The sequence below is a fragment of the Stenotrophomonas sp. YJH_SMC_10 genome (genome assembly GCF_059371555.1).
In genome coordinates this window covers 188,147-206,926 of record NZ_JCAFUS010000009.1, presented here as the reverse complement: position 1 = coordinate 206,926, position 18,780 = coordinate 188,147, and the positions used below count along the sequence as shown (strand labels likewise).

The window sequence follows — 18,780 nt, the reverse complement described above, 5'->3', positions numbered from 1 at the left end:
TTACGCTGGCCTGAAGGCCAAGGGCAAAGCGAGCAAGGTGGCGCTCGTGGCGGTCATGCGCAAAATGCTGGTGATCCTAAACGCCCGTAAGCGGGACGCCGAGGTGGCCCTCGGCTGCCCCTGACAAGACAGTTGCTACTTGTGGAAACGAAGAAGGGCCGCGCATGGCGGCCCTTCATCGTTTCGCGGGAGGCGCGGGCTCAGTTCTGCTTGGCCACGCGCAGCACCTTCGGGGTGACGAACACCAGCAGTTCGGCCTTGTCCTTGTTGCGGCCGCGCTTCTTGAACAGGTTGCCCAGGAACGGCACGTCGCCCAGGAACGGCACCTTGCTGATGCTGTTGCGATCGGTGAACTCGTAGACGCCACCGATCACCACGGTTTGCCCATCCTCGACCAGTACCGCGGTGTTGACTTCGCGGCGGTTGATCGACGGCACGGTGCCGTAGCCTTCCAGCTGGATCAGCTGGTCGACTTCGTCCTTCTTCACCTGCATGTTGAGGAACACGCGGTTGTCGTTGGTGATGGTCGGGGTGACCTTCAGCTCCAGCACCACTTCCTTGAACTGCACGTTCGGCGTTGCGACGCCGCCTGCGGTACCGCCACTGATGGTGACGTAGCCGATTTCCTTGCCCTGCTTGATCATCGCTTCGCGCTGGTTGGTAGTGACCACGCGCGGGTTGGAGATCACCTCGCCTCGCGACTCCTGCTGCATGGCCGACAGCTCCACGTCCAGCAGGTAACCGGCATTGAGGATCGACAGCGCCAGCGAACCCGGGTTGCTGGCGGCCGCCACCGGCAGGTTCCAGTTCAGGCCACGGGTGATCGCCGAGCCGGACTTCACCGGCGGCGGGCCGACCCGGCCACCGGCTTCCCAGTCGCGCTCGGCCTTGGCGTTGGCCAGGTCGGTTGCGACCTGCGACTTGCGGGTCTCGGCATTGGCATCCAGGCTGCCACTGAAGTACACGTTGTCGCGGCTGCCGCTGACACCGAACTTGGCGCCCAGCTCGCGGGCGAAGGTGTCGGTCGCGATGACGATGCGGCTTTCGATCAGCACCTGGTCAACCGGGCGGTCGATCACGTTGATCAGCTCGCGCATGCGCGCGATCTTCTTCGGGATGTCGCTGATCATCAGCGTGTTGGTGCGCTCGTCGGCCACGATGCGACCACGCGAGGACAGGAAGCCACTGTCTTCCTGCGACGTGCTGCCCGCACCACCGCCACTGCCACCACCGCCGCTACCACCGATGCCCTTGGCCTCGGTCAGCGCTTTGAAGATCTGCGTGGCGCTGTGGTAGTTGATCTGGATGTAGTCGGTCTGCAGGTCTTCGCGGTTCTCGATGGCGATGCGCGCGTCTTCCTTTTCCTGCTCGAACTTGGCCAGTTCGGCCTGCGGCGCCACCCAGATCACGCTGCCGTCGCGACGCTTGTCCAGGCCCTTGGCGCGCAGGACGATGTCCAGCGCCTGGTCCCACGGCACATTGACCAGGCGCAGGGTCACGTTGCCCTGCACCGAGTCGGACGCCACCACGTTCAGGTTGGACTCCTCGGCGATCAACTGCAGCACGGTGCGCACCGGCACGTCCTGGAAGTTGAAGGTCACCGGCTTGCCGGTGAAGCCGCGCTGGCCGACGGCCTTGGCCGCCTGGGTAACGCTGCCGGCGGTGACCGCACCCACGGCGGCCTGGGCCTGGCGCGGGCTGATCTCGACCACGTATTCGTTGCCGCTCTGGTAGGCCAGCGACTCCACCGCGCCGCCGGTGCTCAGCACCAGCTGGGTGCCGGCGCCCGACGGCTTGGCGTCGATGCGCTGCACCGGCGTGGCGAAGTCGGTGACGTTCATCGGCTTCTGCAGGTTGGCCGGCAGCCGGGCATTGCCGACGTCGACCACCACGCTGTTGCCCTGCGTGCGCAGGTCAGGGATCGCGCCCTGCCCGTCGAACTGCACGATCAGGCGCCCGGCGCCATCATCGCCACGCTTGAAATCGATCTTGGCCACCGACAGGCCGGCCGGCGCAGCGGCCGGTGCCACGGTGGTGCCGGCCGGCTTTTCCGCCGGTGCGGCGGCCAGCGCCGGAGCGCAGGCCAGCATCAGCGCGACTCCCAGCGCGCTGACACGGTTCAAGGTAGAGCGCCGGATGGGACGCAGCCCCTTGGCTTGGTGAAAGGTCATCGTGCTATCCCCAGTAAACGATCATTGATCTTCGAGCGAGAGCGTTGCCGGCCGTTCCAGCCAGCCACCCGCGCCATCCGGCACCAGTTCGATCAGCTCCACGCGGTCTTCGAAGACCGCCGTGACCCGCCCGTCGCTCTGCCCCAGGTAACCGCCCGGGCGAACCCGGTAGGTGACCTTGTCCGGCCCCATCACCAGCGCCACGGTACCTGCGCCGGTACCGATGGTACCGACCATGTCCAGCGCATCCAGCGGGAAGCCTTCCAGCGGCTCCTTGCGTCGGTTTGGGTCCGGCCGCAATCCGCCATTCCCCTGCTGCGGATTGGTCCAGGCATCGGTGAACGGATCGCGCATGCCCTGCGCGGAGTATTCGAAGGTCTCGAACTGCTGCATCACCGGCAGCGGCTCCAGCGGTTGCGCCGGTCGCGCACGCTCGCCTTCCACCCACTTTTCAAGGTTCGGTGCATCGCCGGGCGTGCTGGTCACGCCACGGCCACAACCGGCCAGCAGCAGCACGGCCAGCACCATCGCACCACGTACGGTCTGCGCGCGCATCACTTCTTGCCCTCCTTGCCAGCGTCGGCCGTCTGCTGCGCCTGCACTTCGGTTTCGTCCAGGTAGCGATAGGTCTTGACCGTACCGGACAGTTCCAGTGCACCGCTGCGGACGTTGCCGCCGGTCTTTTCCTTGGGCTTGAGGTTGATGTCGTGCATGGTCAGGATCACCACCCGCGGCAGCGAGGCCACGCCGCTGACGAACGCGCCGAACTGGTGGTAACTGCCCACCATGCGCAGCTTGATCGGCTTCTCGGCGTAGAACTCCTTGATCTGCTCCTGTTCCGGCTCGAACAGCTCGTTGGTCAGGCCGCTGGACAGCGCGGTCTGCGAGATGTCGATGATCAGGTCGGGCATTTCGGTCTTGCTCGGCAGCTGCCGCAGCATCTGCTGCAGGACCTGCTCCATCTGCGCCAGCTGCTGCTTCAGCGGCCCCAGGTTCACCGCGCGCTCCTGCTGCTTGGTGAATTCGGCGCGCAGCTCGACTTCCTTCGATTCCAGGCCGGCCAGCTCCTCACGCTTGCCGCTGATCAGCAGCATCCACGCCACGAACATGATGACCAGCGCCAGCAACGAGCAGAAGACGATCTTGGCCTTCTGCGGCCAGTTGCCGATGTCATTGAAATCCAGGTTCTTGATGTCGATCTTCTGGCTCATACGCGATCCCCCTGCAGCAGCGCATTGAAGGCCTGCGGCGGCTGCGCCAGGCGGCTGCCCTCAGGCTTCGGGGCAGGTGCCGGGGCCGGAGCGGCCGACGGTGCAGCGGGCGCAGCAGGTGCTGCCGGCTGTCCCGCCGCCGGTGCCGCAGGCGTTGCGGCATCCGGGCCTGCCGCCAGCGGTGCCACCGGTGCCGGGGCCGCCGTCGCCACCGAGCCATCGGCGTTCAGGCCCGGCGTCGCCGACACCTCTTCGCTCTGTGCCGGCAGTTTCACCTTGACCACGAACACGTATGGCAGCGCCTTGATGTCGGCCAGCGGGCCGGCCTTGCCGTCCTTGTCCTTCTCCGGGTCACGCGCTTCGATGATCGACAGCTCCGGATTGGTCATCCAGCCGGAGGTCTCCAGGTTGCGCATGTAGGCCGAAACGCGGGCGTTGGACTGGGTGCGGCCTTCCAGCGTCAGCACGTCACCTTCCTGCTTCAGCGCGGTCAGCACCACGCCATCGGGAATGGTGCGCACCAGCGCGTCGAACAGGTGGACCATCTGCGAGCGCTTGGCCTGCAGCTCCTCGATCACCTTCTTGCGCGCCAGCAGGCGTTCCTTCTGCGCGTCGAGGCGGTCGATCTCCTTGTTCTGTTCCTTGACCTTCTCGATCTCGGCTTCCAGATAGGCATTGCGGTCCATCTGGCCGCTCACCTGACGGTCGTAGTAGAACCAGATCATCAGCGACAGCAGCAGGCCACCGACGGCGGCCATGCCCAGCATCGCGTAGAACTCGCGCTGGCGTTGCTTGCGCCGCTCGGCGCGCCAGGGCAATAGATTGATGCGTGCCATCAGTCGAAGCTCCTCAGCGCCAGACCGGTCGCGATCATCAGCGCGGGGGCATCCTGGGCCAACGCATGGGCGTTCACCTTCGGCCCCAGGGTCATCTGCGCCAGCGGGTTGGCGACCACGGTCGGCACGCCCAGCTGTTCCTCGACCATCTCCGGCAGGCCACCGAGCACGGCGCAGCCGCCGGCCAGCACGATGTGATCGACGCGGTTGAATTCGCTGCCTGCATAGAAGAACTGCAGCAGGCGGCTGATCTGCTGGACCGTGGCTTCCTTGAACGGCTCCAGCACTTCCATCTCGTAGCTTTCCGGCAGGCCGCCCTGGCGCTTGGCCAGCCCGGCTTCCTCGTAGCTCAGCCCGTAGCGGCGCATGATCTCGTCGGTCAGCTGCTTGCCACCGAACACCTGCTCGCGGCTGTAGAGGCTACGGCCGCCGCGCAGGACATTGAGGGTGGTCATGGTGGCGCCGATGTCGACCAGCGCGACCACGCCGTCGATGGACACCGGCAGTTCGCTGGCGACCAGGGCGTAGGCGTTCTCGACCGCGAAGGCCTCCACGTCCATCACCTTGGCCTGCAGTCCGCCCAGTTCCAGCGCGGACTGGCGCAGCTCGACATTCTCCGAACGCGAGGCCGCCAGCAGCACCTGGACCATCTCCGGGTTGTTCGGGATCGACCCGATCACCTCGAAGTCCAGGTTCACTTCCTCGATCGGATAGGGAATGTAGTTGACCGCTTCCAGCTCGATCTGGGCTTCCATGTCGTTTTCGTCGAGGTCGGCCGGCATCGGGATCACCTTGGTGATCACCGCCGACCCCGCGACGGCGGCAGCGGCCAGCTTGGCCTTGCTGCCTGAACGGTTCATCGCCCGGCGGATGGCCTCACCCACGGCCTCTACTTCGACGATGTTCTTCTCCACCACCGCATTCGGCGGAAGAGGTTCCACAGCGTAATGTTCCACGCGGAAACGATTGCCGCTGCGGGACAGCTGCAAAAGCTTTACCGCAGTCGAACTGATGTCGACGCCTACGAGCGGCGACTGACTTTTTGGGATGAGCCCCACGGTTTCTCCCCTGCCGACGGGCACTTGGACGCAAGACCTGCGCCCAAGCATTAATAACGTATTCTTAGCAAATGGCAACGGCCCTGCTGTGAATTCCTTCACGGATTCACCATGCAGCCCCTGACTGTTCCCCTTGCGCTCCCCGGTGCCGACCCCAGCCGCCACCTTGCGTAATCTATACTCTGCGACCACGAAATTCGCAATCGGAATCTGAACCCGATGACTCGACTCCGCCGCTGGCTGCGCTGGATCTTCCTGATTGTCCTGGTCCTGGCGCTGATCGGCGCGGCCGCCGTGGGCGGTCTGTACTATGCCGTTTCCTCCAAGCTTCCCGACGTGCAGACCCTGCGCGACGTGGAAATGCAGGAGCCGATGTACGTCTATGCTGCCGACGGCAAGCTGATGGCGGTGTTCGGCGAGACCCGGCGTACCCCGATCACCATGAAGGACGTGCCGGAGAAGCTGAAGCAGGCCTTCCTGGCCACCGAGGACGCCCGCTTCTACGAGCACGGCGGCGTGGACTACATGGGCATCGGCCGCGCGGTATGGCTGCTGGCCACCACCAACGACAAGCGCGTGCCGGGCGGGTCCACCATCACCCAGCAGGTTGCCCGCCAGTTCTTCCTCAGTTCCGAGTACAGCTACACCCGCAAGCTGGCCGAGATCCTGCTGGCGCGCAAGATCGAGTCCGAGCTGAGCAAGGACGAGATCTTCGAGCTGTACCTGAACAAGAGTTTCTTCGGCAACCGCGCCTACGGCGTGGCCGCCGCCGCCGAGTTCTACTACGGCAAGAAGCTCAACGAGCTGGACCTGGACGAGATGGCCTCGCTGGCCGGCATCCCCAAGTTCCCCTCGTCGGGCAATCCGATCTCCAACCCGGAACGTGCCCGCCAGCGCCGTGACAACTACGTGCTGCAGCGCATGGCCGACCTGAAGTTCGTCAGCCAGGCCGAGGCCGATGCGGCTAAGGCCGTGCCGATGCACGCCACCGCGCATGAGCCGCCGGTGCAGGTCGATGCCCCGTACGTGGCCGAGCTGGTGCGCCAGGAGATGATCGCCCGCTTCGGCGGCGACGTGGTCAACAAGGGTTACCACGTCACCACCACGATCGATTCCACCCTGCAGACCGCGGCCAACCTGGCCGTGCGCGATGGCCTGCTGCTGTATGACCACCGCCACGGCTGGCACGGCGTGGAAAAGCAGGTGCAGCTGGGCGCCGGCGACGATGCCGCCGCCCTGGCCGAGCACCTGCGCGGCATGTACGGCCAGGCCGGCCTGCTGCCGGCGATCGTCGCCAGTACCGGCGCCGATGGCAGCGCTACGGTGGTGCTAGCCAACCGCACCGAGATCGTGCTGCCGGCCGGTGCCGCCAAGTGGACCAACAAGACCCCGGGCAAGCTGGTGCAGCGCGGTGACATCGTGCGCGTGCGCGCCGGGGCCAAGGAGGGCGAGTGGCTGCTGGACCAGATCCCGCGCGGCCAGTCCGCGCTGGTCTCGCTGGATGCCCACAGCGGTGCGCTGAAAGCGCTGGTGGGCGGATTCAGCTTCTCCGGCAACAAGTTCAACCGCGCCACCCAGGCGCGCCGCCAGCCGGGTTCGAGCTTCAAGCCGTTCGTGTACGCGGCCGCCTTCGACAAGGGCTACAACCCGGCCTCGATCGTGCTCGACGCCCCCGTCGTGTTCCGCGACCGCCGCGGCAAGACCTGGGCCCCGCAGAACGACGGCGGCGGCTTCCGCGGCCCGATGCGCCTGCGCGAGGCGCTGGTGCAGTCGCGCAACCTGGTTTCGGTGCGCCTGCTCGACGGCATGGGCGTGGACTACGCGCGCAAGTACATCAGCGAGTTTGGCTTTGCCGAATCGGAGCTGCCGCCGAACCTGTCGATGTCGCTGGGTACCGCCTCGCTGACCCCGCTGTCGGTGGCCCGTGGCTACGCGGTGTTCGCCAATGGCGGCTCGCGCGTGGATACCTGGCTGATCGACCAGGTCAATGACCGCGACGGCAACCTGGTGTTCAAGGAAAACCCGGCGCTGGCCTGCCGCGACTGCGCCGGCAGCAGCGACCAGCCGGTCAACCAGGTGGTGGACGGCTTCAACTTCGGCGCCCCGGCCCCGAAGGTGGACCCGGCCGCTGCGGCCAAGGCCGAAGCCAAGACCGAAACCCCGGCCGCGCCGGCCAACCCCGATGCCCGTACCGCCCCGCGCGCGATCGACGCCCGTACCGCCTACCAGCTGGTGTCGATGATGCGCGACGTGGTCCAGCGCGGCACCGGCGTGCAGGCCAAGGTGCTCGGCCGCGAGGACGTGGGCGGCAAGACCGGCTCCACCAACGACCACCGCGACGCCTGGTTCTCCGGCTTCGGCGGCCCGTACGTGACCACCGTGTGGGTGGGCCGCGACGACTTCCGCTCGCTGGGCTACCGCGAGTACGGCGGCAAGGCGGCCCTGCCGATCTGGATCGACTACATGCGCACCGCGCTGAAGGACACCCCGATCGCGCAGAACGAGCCGCCCAGCGGCATGGTCCAGGCCACCCTCAACGGCGCGACCGAGTGGGTGAAGGTGGAAGACATGGACCGTCTGACCGACTACGACCTGAACCTCAATACGCCGCAGGCCGACGCCGCCGCGTTCGATATCTTCTGAGTAACGGTTTGGTGGGTGCCAACGGTAAGTTGGCACCGATGCTGCTCCGGTAGAGGCCAACCTTGGTTGGCGCCCCGTGCCGACCAAGGTCGGCACCTACCAGAGCGGTTGCATCCGCCATACCCACGCGGATGTCACATCCGTGCGCTAGTCTGTCGTCAGGTCGCAACAGGAGTCATCGCATGCATCGCGCCCGTCAGCATGCTGCCAGCCAGACCCGCGAGCGGCGCCACCGCCTCGCCCACGAAGCCGCCCGCCTGATGGCCGAAGGCGGCATCCGCGACTACCACCAGGCCAAGTTGAAGGCCGCCAGCCGGCTCGGCATCCACGACGATGCCTCCCTGCCCCGCAACACCGAGATCGAAGACGCCCTGCGCGAATACCAGCGGCTGTTCGCCGGCCCCCAGCACGGCAACGAACTGCAGCGTCGCCGCGAGGCCGCGATGCGGGCGCTGGAGTTCCTGCACGGGTTCGCGCCGCGCCTGGCTGGCCCGGTGCTGGATGGCACCGCCGACGCCAACAGTCCCGTGCAGCTGCACCTGCACAGCGACGACCCGGAAGCCGTGCACCGCTTCCTCGACGAGCACGGCATCCCCGCCGAATCGCGGACGCGCCGGCTGCGGATGGACCGCGAACGGAGCCTGGACGTGCCGGTGTGGGTGTTCAGTGCCGAGGAGCTGACCTTCGACCTGGCGGTGCTGCCCTACGACGCGCTGCGACAGGCGCCGCTGTCGCCGGTGGACGAGAAGCCAATGCGGCGTGCGTCGGTATCGCAGCTGCGGCAGATGCTGGCCGAGGCGGAGATCACCGCGTACATCGGCGGGTAACGGCTGCGCCGGTTCTGGAGGGTGCGGACCGTTGGTCCGCACGGTGCCTCAGCCCTCCGGATGTCTGACCCAAGCGCGGCCGGGCATGGCCCGGCGCTGCACACGCCCTGCCGGTCTACCAGCCCCGGTACGGTTCCTCCGCGTCGCCGGACAGCAGGCGCGCCAGCCACGGCGCACCCGCGCGCTGCGGGTACGCCACCATCATGCGCGCGTGCATGTTCTGCAGGTCCCCCAGCAGCCAGGTCTGGTTGTAGACATCGCCGAACGGATCCGACCATGCCGTCTGCAGACGCGCACGCTCGCCGCCGTCGAGGTTGGGCATCCTGTCCAACGGGATCTCCAGCACCGGCTCGAGCGCGCGGTTGATGGCCGCGTTCTCCGCCTCCGCCGCACGCATGAGCTCCAGCCGATGGCTGACCAGCCAGCACGGGAAGGGGAAGCAGCTGTCCGTGGCATCGATGTACGCCGCCATGTCGGCCAGCATATGGGCTTTCAGCTGCCACACCATCGCACTGTCCAGCAACTGCCGCACCCGCAGCGTGCGCAGCGTACCGGCGCGGACGTCTTCCGGCGTGGTGAACGGCTCGCCCGGCGTCGGGCCACCATGGCGGACCAGCACGATGCGATGGATCGCTTCCTGGGTGATGTTCTCCACGCGCAGCGCGGCCGCCTCTGGATGCACCCGCGGCGGCGGCACGCTCGTCAACCGCCAGTGGTACCAGAGCACCAGCACGATGCCTGACAGGCACAGCAGGGTGAACAGCACCCAGCGATCCAGGTTGCGGGTGTAGTAGTAATACCGCGCCCGCCACAGATAGAACGTGCGATAGCTGATGAATCGGCTTACCCAACGGTACATGGCCATTTCCTCGGCAAGGGCCCCGGCGCGGCGGGGCGGAATACGCGCGTCACGCCGGAGCGTCATCGCTTACCAGCCGATGCCCACGCCGACGCCCATGCTGCGTTCGCCACTGTTGGTGAACGCACCATTGAGACTGAAAGTGGCCGAGCCCTTCTCGTTGAGCACGCGCTGGTAGCCCACTGCCATCGCCGACTCACCCTCGCTGTAACCCACGCCCGCACCCAGGCGGTTGTAGGTGGCCAGACCGGCGGTGTTCATCGCCATCGCACTCTGCGCGCTGCTCATTGCCGCCATGCGGTTGAAGCGCTTGTCCATCTTGTCCAGGCGACGTTCGAAGGTGCTGATCGCACCATCGGTGTACTCGTTGGCACGCGCCAGCATCTTTTCCAGATCGGCGGTGTCGACCTGTGGCTTGGGCGTGTCGTCCTGCTTCGACTTTGGCTGCGGGGCCGGCTTGTCGCCTTCGCCGGCCGAGGCGACCTGCGGCAAGCCGCCGGTCTCCGGCGTCGGCGCGATCTCTTCGGTGGATGGCGAAGCCGTGGACACTGCCGCGATGGCGCGGGACTGCGGTTGACCGTCGATGCGCTGCTCCAGCCCATCCATGCGGCCATTGAGCTGCTGCTGCATCGAATGCAGCTGGCCGCCATTGACCGCATCGCGGCTGCCGGCCGCGATCAGACCGTTGGCCACGTTGGAGATGACCATACCGTTCTCGCCGGCCAGGGTGAGCTGGTAGGTGCCGTCTGCGCGGACCGAGGGGGTGTCCTGGAACACGGAACGGAGCTGGGATTCGACGTGGTTTACGCGCGAGGTGGTGCTGACGACTGCGCCATCGAGCGCTTCCAATGCGCCGTTGAGGGTGGATTGGGACTGGCCCTGCACGTTGAAGCTGGGGCCAACGATGTTGCCGTTGGCATCGACTTCGCTGCCGAGTGCGGACAGTGCGCCGCGCAGCTGGCCGACGGTGGCGGCGTTGTGGTTTGCGGTACCGTTGGCGATGTTTACGAGGCGGCGCTTGATGCCAACACCGCCAAATGACGCAACCCCCGCCTCGGCTGCATAAGAGCTGGTTCCGAGCGCTATAGAACCATGGGCCCCGGGTTCGACTCTCGAACCAGCACCAAACGCTATGGCTCCGATTGCACCAGGCTCGCCGGCCCTACCAACCTCAGCTCCAGTTCCGACAGCAAAGCTGGACTCTGAGCCTTGGTAGACAGTGGACGCCCGTCCGATGGCAATTGAGTTTTTGCCCATTGCCTCGGCGAACGTTCCAATTGCCGTGCCACCCTCAATGCCCGTCTTTGCCAAGTTTCCAATGGCGAGACCAACCGGACCAGCCTGAGCACTGCCATGCTCAGGAGCCGTACCCACACTAACGTACTGGCTGATTCCTTCCATGGCCGAAACCCGGCTGTTGGTCTCATAGAGCTGACTACCGCGCACAACATCCGAGCTATCAGCCGACAGCCTCGCCCCGGCCACGCCAGTCAAACGCGCACCACCGTAGTCGATGACGCTCGCATCCAATCCACGCATTGTCTGCGCGCCCACCTCTCGCTCCTTGCGCATCGTCTCCAGATCATTCCGATTCTGCGAAATCTTCTGCTCGGCGGCGTACAACTGACTGCCCGTTACGGCATCACGGCTTCCTGGCGCCACTCGACCGTCAGCCAGATTGGTCAGCACCATGCCATTCACGCCATTCAGCGAGATCTGGTTCACACCGTCGGCACGAGCCGAAGGTGAATCCTGAAAGATCAAACTCAGCTGGCCTTCCACCTTGTCCGCGCGGCGGCCTGCAGTGATGACGGCGCCATCGAGTGCCATCAGCGCATCCTCGACGGTGTTCTGCGTGCCGCTCTGCACTGAAAAAGTAGGAGCGATGATGTTGCCGCTGGCATCCATGCCTGCGCCGCCACCGAGGGTGGTGAGGGAGTCCTTGAGCTGGGAGACGGTGGTGGCATTGTGGTCGGCGGTGCCTCGGGCGATGTTTACAAGGCGGCGCTGCATGCCAACACCGCCAAATGATGCAACTCCTTCTTCGTCTGCTAGTGAGCCATTTCCAAGTGCCAGCGAGCCCTGAGCTCCGCCTTCAACGCTTGCACTAGCACCAATCGCCACGCCTCCATACGCACCGCCAGCGCCTCCGCCGACCTGGGCACCTGCTCCCATTGCGAATCCATTCTCCGAATCCTCAGAAACGGCTGCCCCACGACCAATTGAGGTGGAGTTCTTCGCCATCGCCTCCGCAAACGTGCCTATCGCGGTTCCTCCATCCAGCCCTGTCTTGGCAGAATTTCCGACCGCGACACCTGCCACACCGGCTTGTGCACGCTCACTGAAGGGGGCTGATCCGATACTTACGAACTGCGCGACGCCCTCAAGTTCTGAGACGCGCGAATTGGTTGAATACAGCTGCTTCCCAGACACAGCTTCGGCACTGCTGGCGCTCAACAGCCCATCCGCCACCCCGCTGATCTTCCGGTTGGCATTGGCGCTGTTGCGCACGTCCAACGTCGTACCGCTGTTCTTCTCACCAAGGCGCATATTGCCAGACGCGGACACCTGCGCTACCAGCCCGCCCAGCGCCACTGTTGCGTCCAACGCATTGGCCGCATCCATCTTCGCCACGGAAGCGTCTTCGCCCGCAGACCTGGCCACGCCCTCCACCGTGGTCACCTTGTCATTGGTGGCACTGAGCTGCCTACCGTTGACGGCCTCGTAGCTGCTGGCGCTGACCAAGCCATCGGCCACGCCGGTCAGCTTACGGTTCGCATTCGCGCTATTGCGCACATCCAGCACCGTGCCGCTGTTCTTCTCACCCAGGCGGACATTGCCTGTGGCAGACACTTGCCCCACAAGGCCACCCAGTACCGTCGTTGCGGTCAACGCCTTGCTGGCTTCATCCTTTGCCGTATCGGCTGCCGTCTGCGCCGCCTTCGCCGTGCGGTCCACCTCGCCCACCTGGACATTGGTGTCAAACAGCTGCTTGCCAGTGACGCCCTCGGTACTGGTGGCGCTCAGCACCCCATCCTTCATCCCGCTGATCGTCCGCTTCACAGAGTCACTACCGATCGATACCTGATCATTCGCGGTAGTAACCGAAAGCACACCCAGAGCCACCGAACGCGAATGATTGGCCTTGGTGGATGCACCGAGCGCCATGGAGCTCGCCCCCCCTGCAGCAGATGCCTGGTAGCCGATCGCAATCTGGTACGCGGTCGGGCCGGTGCTCGCCGATGCGCCGATCGCGATGCCGTAGTTGGAGGAGGTCGCCTCGATCTTCGCGCCGGAGCCGATGGCAATCGAGCCGATTGCATTGGCCTTGGCGTTGTATCCATGCGCGCTCGCGCCCGAGCCACTGGCAAGCGCGTTCAGGCCTGAGGCAAGCGCACCCGTTCCCGATGCCTGGGCGCGCTGCGAGGAGGTCACGGTCGAGCCACTGGCGGTCAGGTAGCCTGCCGCGTTGGCTGCGGACATCGCGTTCTCAGCCGTGCTCTTGGCCGTGTTCGCCGTGCTCTGCGCCGTGCTTGCGTTTGCCTTGGCCGTGTCTGCCGCAGTCTGCGCCCTGCTGGTGTCCTGCTTGGCCCAGTACAGCTGACTGCCGGTGACGGCATCGGAACTGGAGCCGGTCAATCGAGCATCCTGCACGTTCACCACGCGTCGCTTGATGCTGCTGCTACCCACCGAGACAGCGTTGGACTCATTGCCAACCGAACCTGCACCGATCGCCACCGCGCCTGAACTGGTCGCACTGGCCTGATAACCAAGGGCCAATGCGTTGTAGGACGCACGCGCCTGGTTGCCCATCGCGATGGCACCTGAATAGCCCGATGTTCCGGCGAAGGCATCAGCCCCCACCGCAATCGCGCCCTTGCCGCTGCCGGTGTTTGCGCGCGAACCACTGCCGACCGCAATGTTGTTGCCGCCGTTGGCATGCGCGTCGTTGCCAAACGCGGTGGCGCCATAACCACCTGACGCCCGCGAGAGCGCGCCAACGGCAGTACCGTGTGAAGTGTCCACGGTCACAGCGTCCCCCATCGCAACGCTGTTGTTGCCATACAGGCGGATACCGTTGCCATAGGCTGCCGACTGGTTGCCTTCGACGATGGTTCGGGAGCCCAGGCCAATGGTCCGGTTACCCATCATGCGCAGGTCGCTGTATACGGTGTCACTCACCATGGCGAGCTGATAGACGATGCCCTGGGGCGCCATTCCGCCAGACGACGCGACATTGGAGCGGGCTGGGTTCCCCATCGGCAGCATCATTTGCCAGGCGTTGTGGAACAGTTCGGAATCTGCCCAGCGCTGCTGCAGTTCCTCTGCCTCCAGCGCCGCGCCGTGTTCAGTGGCTGCCACGCTCGTCGTCGCCAGGCAAAGCAATGCGAGCGCCCCTGATGAGCTGCGTGCCGCCGCGCGCGCACGTCCCTTGGTGCGACGGGTCAACTCACTGCCCACCACCCAGCAACGCTTGGCGGCACTCCAGATACGACGATAGATGTGGTTCATGCTCTCTCTCCTTAACAGGACATCGAAAGTGAGGCCCTGCACATGACGCAGGGCCAGAACGTTCAGGCGCTCGGCGCCAGGGTGGTTGTGTGTTCGCGGTAGCCGTCCTTGGACAGGCGGTAGTGCAGCTGCACGGTGCTGTCCGGTTGAGGCTGGAACGGCAGCTTCAGCGCCGCGTCGGGGTACAGGCTCCTGGCAAAGTCGTGGGACGTACAGGCACCGTTGGCGTTGCACTCAGCCAACCCTGTAATGCCGACCCGCAAGGTCCCCACGTTGCGCAGGATGTCGCCCTGCAGTTGTAGATCCACACTGCCGTTGGTGGGCAACACGTTCACCAACGCGCCCCAGACCAGGCTGACCCCGACGTTGGCCTGCGCCGCCTGCTCGTCGCCTTCGAGAAGCGTTCCATCCGGGCCCCTGACGCTCTCGAAGTAGACGCGGTAGGCCACCTCTTTCTCGACCGTCTGCAGCGGGATGACCCGGATCAGGCGATTGCCACCACCACTGAGGGCGAACTTTCCAGGCGTGATGGCAACCGCGGCATCGGCCGCCTCGACTTCGATCTCTTCCTCACCAGCCTGCGCCGGATTCGTGATGCGCAGCAGGCGCGCCTGCACGTACTGCGGCTGGGTGGAGTGCGAGTAGACGCGGATCTGCGTACCGCGTTTTGTATCGACGGCCGCGCGCATCGGATGAATGGAGAGGTTGGCATGTGCCGCCGGCGGGGCCAGCAGCGCGCTCAACGGCAACAGACAGAACAGCAGCTTCTTCATGATGAGGCTCCGTGAGGATCAGGGTTTGGCAGTAGGAACGCGTAGCTCTACCGTCAGCTCGCCGTCGTAGAGACCGGGCCGCTTGCTAGCGATGGGCGTAGGCGGCGTTTCCAGTACCAGCGGCGTGAGCACGCAGTACACGGGCTGGCTGATGCCTGGCAGCATCACCAGCCGCAGCTGCGCGCTGTCGATGCCGCGCAGCAGCTGTTCCTCGCCGTGTTTCATGGCCAGCAGGTTTCCGCCGTACTTCAGGCCGACCTGGTAGTCGAGGCGCTGGGTGTCATCGCTGCCACCATCCCCGTGCCAGACCGCGTAGTCACGGCCTGGTGGTGGTCGTGGACCGCTGTCGCGCACGGTGACACCGAGGAACTCGCTCTGCGAGCCCACGCCGTCGTACAGGCACATGTCCACTTCCTTGTAGCCGCCGACCACCTTGCGGATGGGGTCGTAGCGCAGGTCCATGTTGACCAGCGGTGCGATGCCGTCGAAGCCGGGGAAGTAGATCGAGATCGCGTCGTAGTCGGTGACGGTGAAATCGAAGTTGAATGTGGCGGTGGCGACGGGTGCCGCGGTTGGATCGGCTTTGATGTTCAGGCGCATCGTGGCCTTCCAGTGGCCTGCAACGAGACGCGAAATCTCGCGTTGGGGCAGGATCATCTCGACGCCGGTTCCAAGCGGCTGATCTGCCCCGCTCCCTATGCCACAGGTGAACCAGAATGATCCGTTCAGAATGCGCTTGTCACTGTCCCAGAGATCGCTAGCGCAGCGATAGCCCGACATAGCCCGCTGCAGGCTTCCCACCGCACGAATCTCTGTTTGCAGGCCAGTTCTCAGATCAACGAGACGCAACGCAATCTCTGTTGTTCCCCCTGACATGCTCGGCTCACTTTCCGTCGGGCACCGCCCAAACTCACTATCAGAAGCAGACCCACAAACCACATGGATCTGCCCATACTTGAACGCGAGGTCGTGACTGAACCCCAGCACAGTCCGCGGCGCCCACAGCTCCACATCACCCGGCACCGCCGAGCGATCCCAGCTCATCACGATGTCCCTGCTCTGGTCCGTCGGATGCGTCTCCGGCGGCCACTGCGCCCACGCCCGTGGCATCACCAGCACCAGCGCACATACCAGCATCAACACAAACAACCAACGCCGGCTCATCGCGTACCTCCTGCAGCAGCGGTCTGGGGTGTGGCGGCAATCAACGCGCGTTCCTGCAGCAGGCGGGTCACGCGGGCCTGCTGGCGGATCTCGGGCGGCAGCTGGGCCACGGCCAGCGGCTCGCAGTGCACGGCGCCGACCAGCAGCACCACCTGGCGGCGCTCGCGCACCTGCAACGGGCAATGCAGCAGGCGGTCGTCCTGCAGCAGGTACAGCGTTGTTTCGCGACGCGGGAAATCGGCAACGAAGCTGCCGTTGGCGCTGGTGCCGGGCACCGGCGCGTTGAGGATGCGGGCGCCGCCCAGCGGCGACCCCGCCAGGTCCTTGGCATTGCCGATGAAGGTGTAGGTCACTTCGATCGGCACCGGCATGCGCATCAGCTTGCCGGGCGTGAGGAACATCGGCCGTGCGCCGCCCACACCGGTCACGCGGATCGCGGCAATGCTGTCCAGCGTGCTGGCGTCCTGTACTTCGGCGCGATGCGACTGGTACGACGACAGCGGCAGCAGCCGGCGCTCGCCGATCTGCAGACGCTGTCGGCGCGACCCACTCACCTGCAGTTCTGCGGCCACGCCATGCAGGTCGGCATCGTCGAAACCGTCTACCTGCACGGCCAGGCCGGCCTCCGCGCCGTTGGCACCGCTCCAGTAGAAACCGCGGCGGCCCAGTGCGAAGCCCGAGCTGTGGCTGCCGCTGTAGCCGGTCTCGCCACGCCCGCGCTGCTGATAGTGCGCGATGCTGGCGGTGGTGTTGCCGATGCCGTTCTGCAGCTGGCCACTCAGCGAGGCGCTGTAGCGGTCATTGTTGTTGGCACGCAGTTCGGTATTCAGCTCGCGATAGTGCGTATCCCGCTCCTGGCGCAGGCTCTGGCCCACGCTGTAATCGATGGCCGGGCGCTGATGCTGGGGCTGGCGTACATTCACGGCGTAGCGGCGCTGGCCACTGCTGTCATGGTTGCGCTGCAGGCGGGTCAGGCTGAGGTTGAAGTAGATGCCACGGTCACGCTCGTTGCTGCCGCGCACGCTGTCGGCACTGCGTTGCTGCCACAGGCCCACGCGCGTGGACACGCTGAAGTCCTGCCAGCGATGGCTGCGACTGAAGCTGGCCTGCCAGGTGCGGCTCAGCACCGGCTCGCGGCGCGGCTCCAGCGGGCCCGGCGGCAGCAATGGCTCCAGGCCGAAGAACGGGTCCTGCTCGAATCCGGGCTGATGCCAGCCGGTGCGCCAGGTCTGGCGCCGCGTATAGCCCACGTAGACATTGCCACCGGCCACCGGCAGCGACATCGAGCCGCTGAGTGAGTTGGTGCAGCCCAGCTGGTCGCGTGCATCGGCCTCGAACTGGCAGGCCTTGCCGCACATGCGCTGCTGGTAGAGATTCCACGACGCCTTGCGCCGGTACGACAGCTGGTGCTGCTGGCCGTTGCTGCCGTCGCTGCCCCGCATGCCGCTGAGCGTGGCGCGCATCTCATGGGTGGCCAGCACGTGGCGCAGGTCCAGGCGCAGCTCACCGTAGCTGTGTCCGCCAAGGTTGGCGACACCGGCGGTAAGCGCGGCGTCGCGGCCCAGCGGCACGCGCAGGCCGGCCATCGCCACGCGTTCGCCGTCGAAGCGGTCGCTGCGGCGCTCGTTGCGGCGGCCGCCCTGCACGAACCACTGCCACTGGCTGTTGGTCCAGTCGCCGCCCTTGTCGAACGGCGCCTCCTCGGTGCGCACCAGCACACCGTCCTCGTAGACGCGCATGCGCACCAGGTAGTTGCCGAACGGGAAATTGCGCGTGTCGATCTGGTTGATGCCCGCTTGCAGGTAGAACGTCTGCAGCAGCCGCTCGCCATCGAACACATCGACGCGTGCGTCGCGCGCCAGCAGCACCGTCAGCGGCGTGGCCTGCACGGCGGCATCGGTGTCCACATAGGCCTGGGTGGTGCCCACGCGCGCGCCCTGGAAACGGTCCAGCGGCAGCATGCTGAAACTGAAGGTGCCGCCCTGCGGGCTGGACAGGTTGCGGCGGTCCATGCGCCCGGCCTGCAGGTAGTGCGCCTGGCCCAGGTCATGGCGGTAATAGACGTTGTCGAACTGGAAGTCGTCGTCGCTTCGGCTGCGGTAGCGCTGCTGGGTGTAGTACCAGTCGGCGGACAGGTGAGCGCGATCAAAAAGTCCCAGCGTGCCTACGCCGCGCGCGGACAGCGCCTGATGGTCGCGGCCGCCGCTGACGTTGAGCGTCTGCTGGTGCAGGAAGGCGTTTTCGGCGTTGGCCGTGACCGTGTGGTAACGCTCGGCGGCCGGCTCTCCGGGAATCCACTGCCGCGCCACGAACAGGCGCACCGCGCCCTCGCCTTCGTCGTACAGCGCGCGCGCCGCAGTGGGGTCTTCGGGTGGATCGAGGTAGCCACAACCCGCCGTCGCCCCGCCAAAGCGGCACGCCAGATGGCTGTTGCGCGGCAGCGGCTGCGACAACGCCGGCAACAGCGCCGCCTGTGCTTCGGCCGGCAGGTCCAGAGCCTGGAGCACGCGCGCCGGCTCTTCCAGCTGCACGTGCTCCAAGGTCACGCGCACCGGCGACAGTCCGGCCGAGCGGCCGAACAGCTGGATGTCGAGTTGTTCGGTCTGGCCTTCGACCAGATCCTCAAAGCCGGCGGGGACGCCGCGGGCTGCGGCCAGGGGAGCAGCCAGTGCCAGGGCGAGCGCGACCGCCAGCCGGGTAACGGCGGGGGCGTGTGGGGTCATTGG

General features: G+C 65.9%; 12 protein-coding genes and 1 pseudogene. 3 read left to right on the top strand and 10 right to left on the bottom strand.

Annotated features, from left to right (window positions below; all coding sequences use genetic code 11):
* Positions 1-124: pseudogene (locus AC5P9C_RS13480) on the top strand (IS110 family transposase); the annotation flags it as partial.
* Between the two features lie 76 nt (positions 125-200).
* Here the strand turns inward: AC5P9C_RS13480 and AC5P9C_RS13475 are convergent.
* The 5 genes from AC5P9C_RS13475 to AC5P9C_RS13455 are packed head-to-tail and all read right to left on the bottom strand — an operon-like array spanning position 201 to position 5,276.
* The gene (locus AC5P9C_RS13475; RefSeq protein ID WP_053506170.1) at positions 201-2,171 is read right to left on the bottom strand and encodes a type IV pilus secretin PilQ; all 1,971 of its coding nucleotides are present in this window, start codon (positions 2,169-2,171) and stop codon (positions 201-203) included.
* 21 nt (positions 2,172-2,192) lie between these two features.
* Positions 2,193-2,726, bottom strand: coding sequence for a pilus assembly protein PilP (locus AC5P9C_RS13470; RefSeq protein ID WP_005418914.1), 534 nt, complete (start codon positions 2,724-2,726; stop codon positions 2,193-2,195).
* Positions 2,726-3,382, bottom strand: a complete 657-nt coding sequence (locus AC5P9C_RS13465; RefSeq protein WP_074726469.1) for a type IV pilus inner membrane component PilO — start codon at positions 3,380-3,382, stop codon at positions 2,726-2,728. Before AC5P9C_RS13465 ends, AC5P9C_RS13470 begins: the two co-directional genes overlap by 1 nt.
* On the bottom strand, positions 3,379-4,218 hold the full coding sequence (locus AC5P9C_RS13460; protein ID WP_495205179.1) for a PilN domain-containing protein: 840 nt from the start codon (positions 4,216-4,218) through the stop codon (positions 3,379-3,381). Before AC5P9C_RS13460 ends, AC5P9C_RS13465 begins: the two co-directional genes overlap by 4 nt.
* A complete protein-coding gene (locus tag AC5P9C_RS13455) occupies positions 4,218-5,276 on the bottom strand; it encodes a pilus assembly protein PilM (RefSeq protein ID WP_014038321.1) in 1,059 nt (352 codons plus the stop codon). Before AC5P9C_RS13455 ends, AC5P9C_RS13460 begins: the two co-directional genes overlap by 1 nt.
* Positions 5,277-5,495: 219 nt before the next feature.
* Between AC5P9C_RS13455 and AC5P9C_RS13450 the strand changes: the two genes are divergently transcribed.
* Together AC5P9C_RS13450 and AC5P9C_RS13445 are read left to right on the top strand one after the other, a co-directional pair.
* Positions 5,496-7,919 carry a penicillin-binding protein 1A gene (locus AC5P9C_RS13450; protein WP_053461282.1) on the top strand — a complete coding sequence of 808 codons (2,424 nt, stop codon included), beginning with the start codon at positions 5,496-5,498 and terminating at the stop codon, positions 7,917-7,919.
* A 182-nt stretch (positions 7,920-8,101) separates the two neighbouring features.
* Entirely contained in the window at positions 8,102-8,746 is a 645-nt protein-coding gene (locus tag AC5P9C_RS13445) for a hypothetical protein (RefSeq protein ID WP_049465702.1), read from the top strand.
* 115 nt (positions 8,747-8,861) lie between these two features.
* On the opposite strand, the gene AC5P9C_RS13440 is transcribed toward AC5P9C_RS13445, so the two are convergent.
* The 5 genes from AC5P9C_RS13440 to AC5P9C_RS13420 form a co-directional block, all read right to left on the bottom strand.
* On the bottom strand, positions 8,862-9,605 hold the full coding sequence (locus AC5P9C_RS13440; protein WP_074726467.1) for a hypothetical protein: 744 nt from the start codon (positions 9,603-9,605) through the stop codon (positions 8,862-8,864).
* 69 nt (positions 9,606-9,674) lie between these two features.
* On the bottom strand, positions 9,675-14,117 hold the full coding sequence (locus AC5P9C_RS13435; protein WP_495205178.1) for an ESPR-type extended signal peptide-containing protein: 4,443 nt from the start codon (positions 14,115-14,117) through the stop codon (positions 9,675-9,677).
* Positions 14,118-14,179: 62 nt separating this feature from the next.
* Positions 14,180-14,890: a pilus assembly protein gene (locus AC5P9C_RS13430; RefSeq protein ID WP_074726465.1), complete on the bottom strand. Its 711-nt coding sequence runs from the start codon at positions 14,888-14,890 to the stop codon at positions 14,180-14,182.
* A gap of 18 nt (positions 14,891-14,908) precedes the next feature.
* Positions 14,909-16,054 carry a CblD like pilus biogenesis initiator family protein gene (locus tag AC5P9C_RS13425; RefSeq protein WP_329854584.1) on the bottom strand — a complete coding sequence of 382 codons (1,146 nt, stop codon included), beginning with the start codon at positions 16,052-16,054 and terminating at the stop codon, positions 14,909-14,911.
* The gene (locus tag AC5P9C_RS13420; protein WP_495205177.1) at positions 16,051-18,777 is read right to left on the bottom strand and encodes a TcfC E-set like domain-containing protein; all 2,727 of its coding nucleotides are present in this window, start codon (positions 18,775-18,777) and stop codon (positions 16,051-16,053) included. Before AC5P9C_RS13420 ends, AC5P9C_RS13425 begins: the two co-directional genes overlap by 4 nt.
* Positions 18,778-18,780 lie beyond the last annotated feature (3 nt).

Bases quoted from the DNA above. Each gene is read 5' to 3' on its own strand.
- AC5P9C_RS13475 (WP_053506170.1), bottom strand. From the start codon at position 2,171: ATGACCTTTCACCAAGCCAAGGGGCTGCGTCCCATCCGGCGCTCTACC.
- AC5P9C_RS13465 (WP_074726469.1), bottom strand. From the start codon at position 3,382: ATGAGCCAGAAGATCGACATCAAGAACCTGGATTTCAATGACATCGGC.
- AC5P9C_RS13430 (WP_074726465.1), bottom strand. From the start codon at position 14,890: ATGAAGAAGCTGCTGTTCTGTCTGTTGCCGTTGAGCGCGCTGCTGGCC.
- AC5P9C_RS13440 (WP_074726467.1), bottom strand. From the start codon at position 9,605: ATGTACCGTTGGGTAAGCCGATTCATCAGCTATCGCACGTTCTATCTG.
- AC5P9C_RS13470 (WP_005418914.1), bottom strand. From the start codon at position 2,726: ATGCGCGCGCAGACCGTACGTGGTGCGATGGTGCTGGCCGTGCTGCTG.
- AC5P9C_RS13425 (WP_329854584.1), bottom strand. From the start codon at position 16,054: ATGAGCCGGCGTTGGTTGTTTGTGTTGATGCTGGTATGTGCGCTGGTG.
- AC5P9C_RS13420 (WP_495205177.1), bottom strand. From the start codon at position 18,777: ATGACCCCACACGCCCCCGCCGTTACCCGGCTGGCGGTCGCGCTCGCC.
- AC5P9C_RS13445 (WP_049465702.1), top strand. From the start codon at position 8,102: ATGCATCGCGCCCGTCAGCATGCTGCCAGCCAGACCCGCGAGCGGCGC.
- AC5P9C_RS13450 (WP_053461282.1), top strand. From the start codon at position 5,496: ATGACTCGACTCCGCCGCTGGCTGCGCTGGATCTTCCTGATTGTCCTG.
- AC5P9C_RS13460 (WP_495205179.1), bottom strand. From the start codon at position 4,218: ATGGCACGCATCAATCTATTGCCCTGGCGCGCCGAGCGGCGCAAGCAA.
- AC5P9C_RS13435 (WP_495205178.1), bottom strand. From the start codon at position 14,117: ATGAACCACATCTATCGTCGTATCTGGAGTGCCGCCAAGCGTTGCTGG.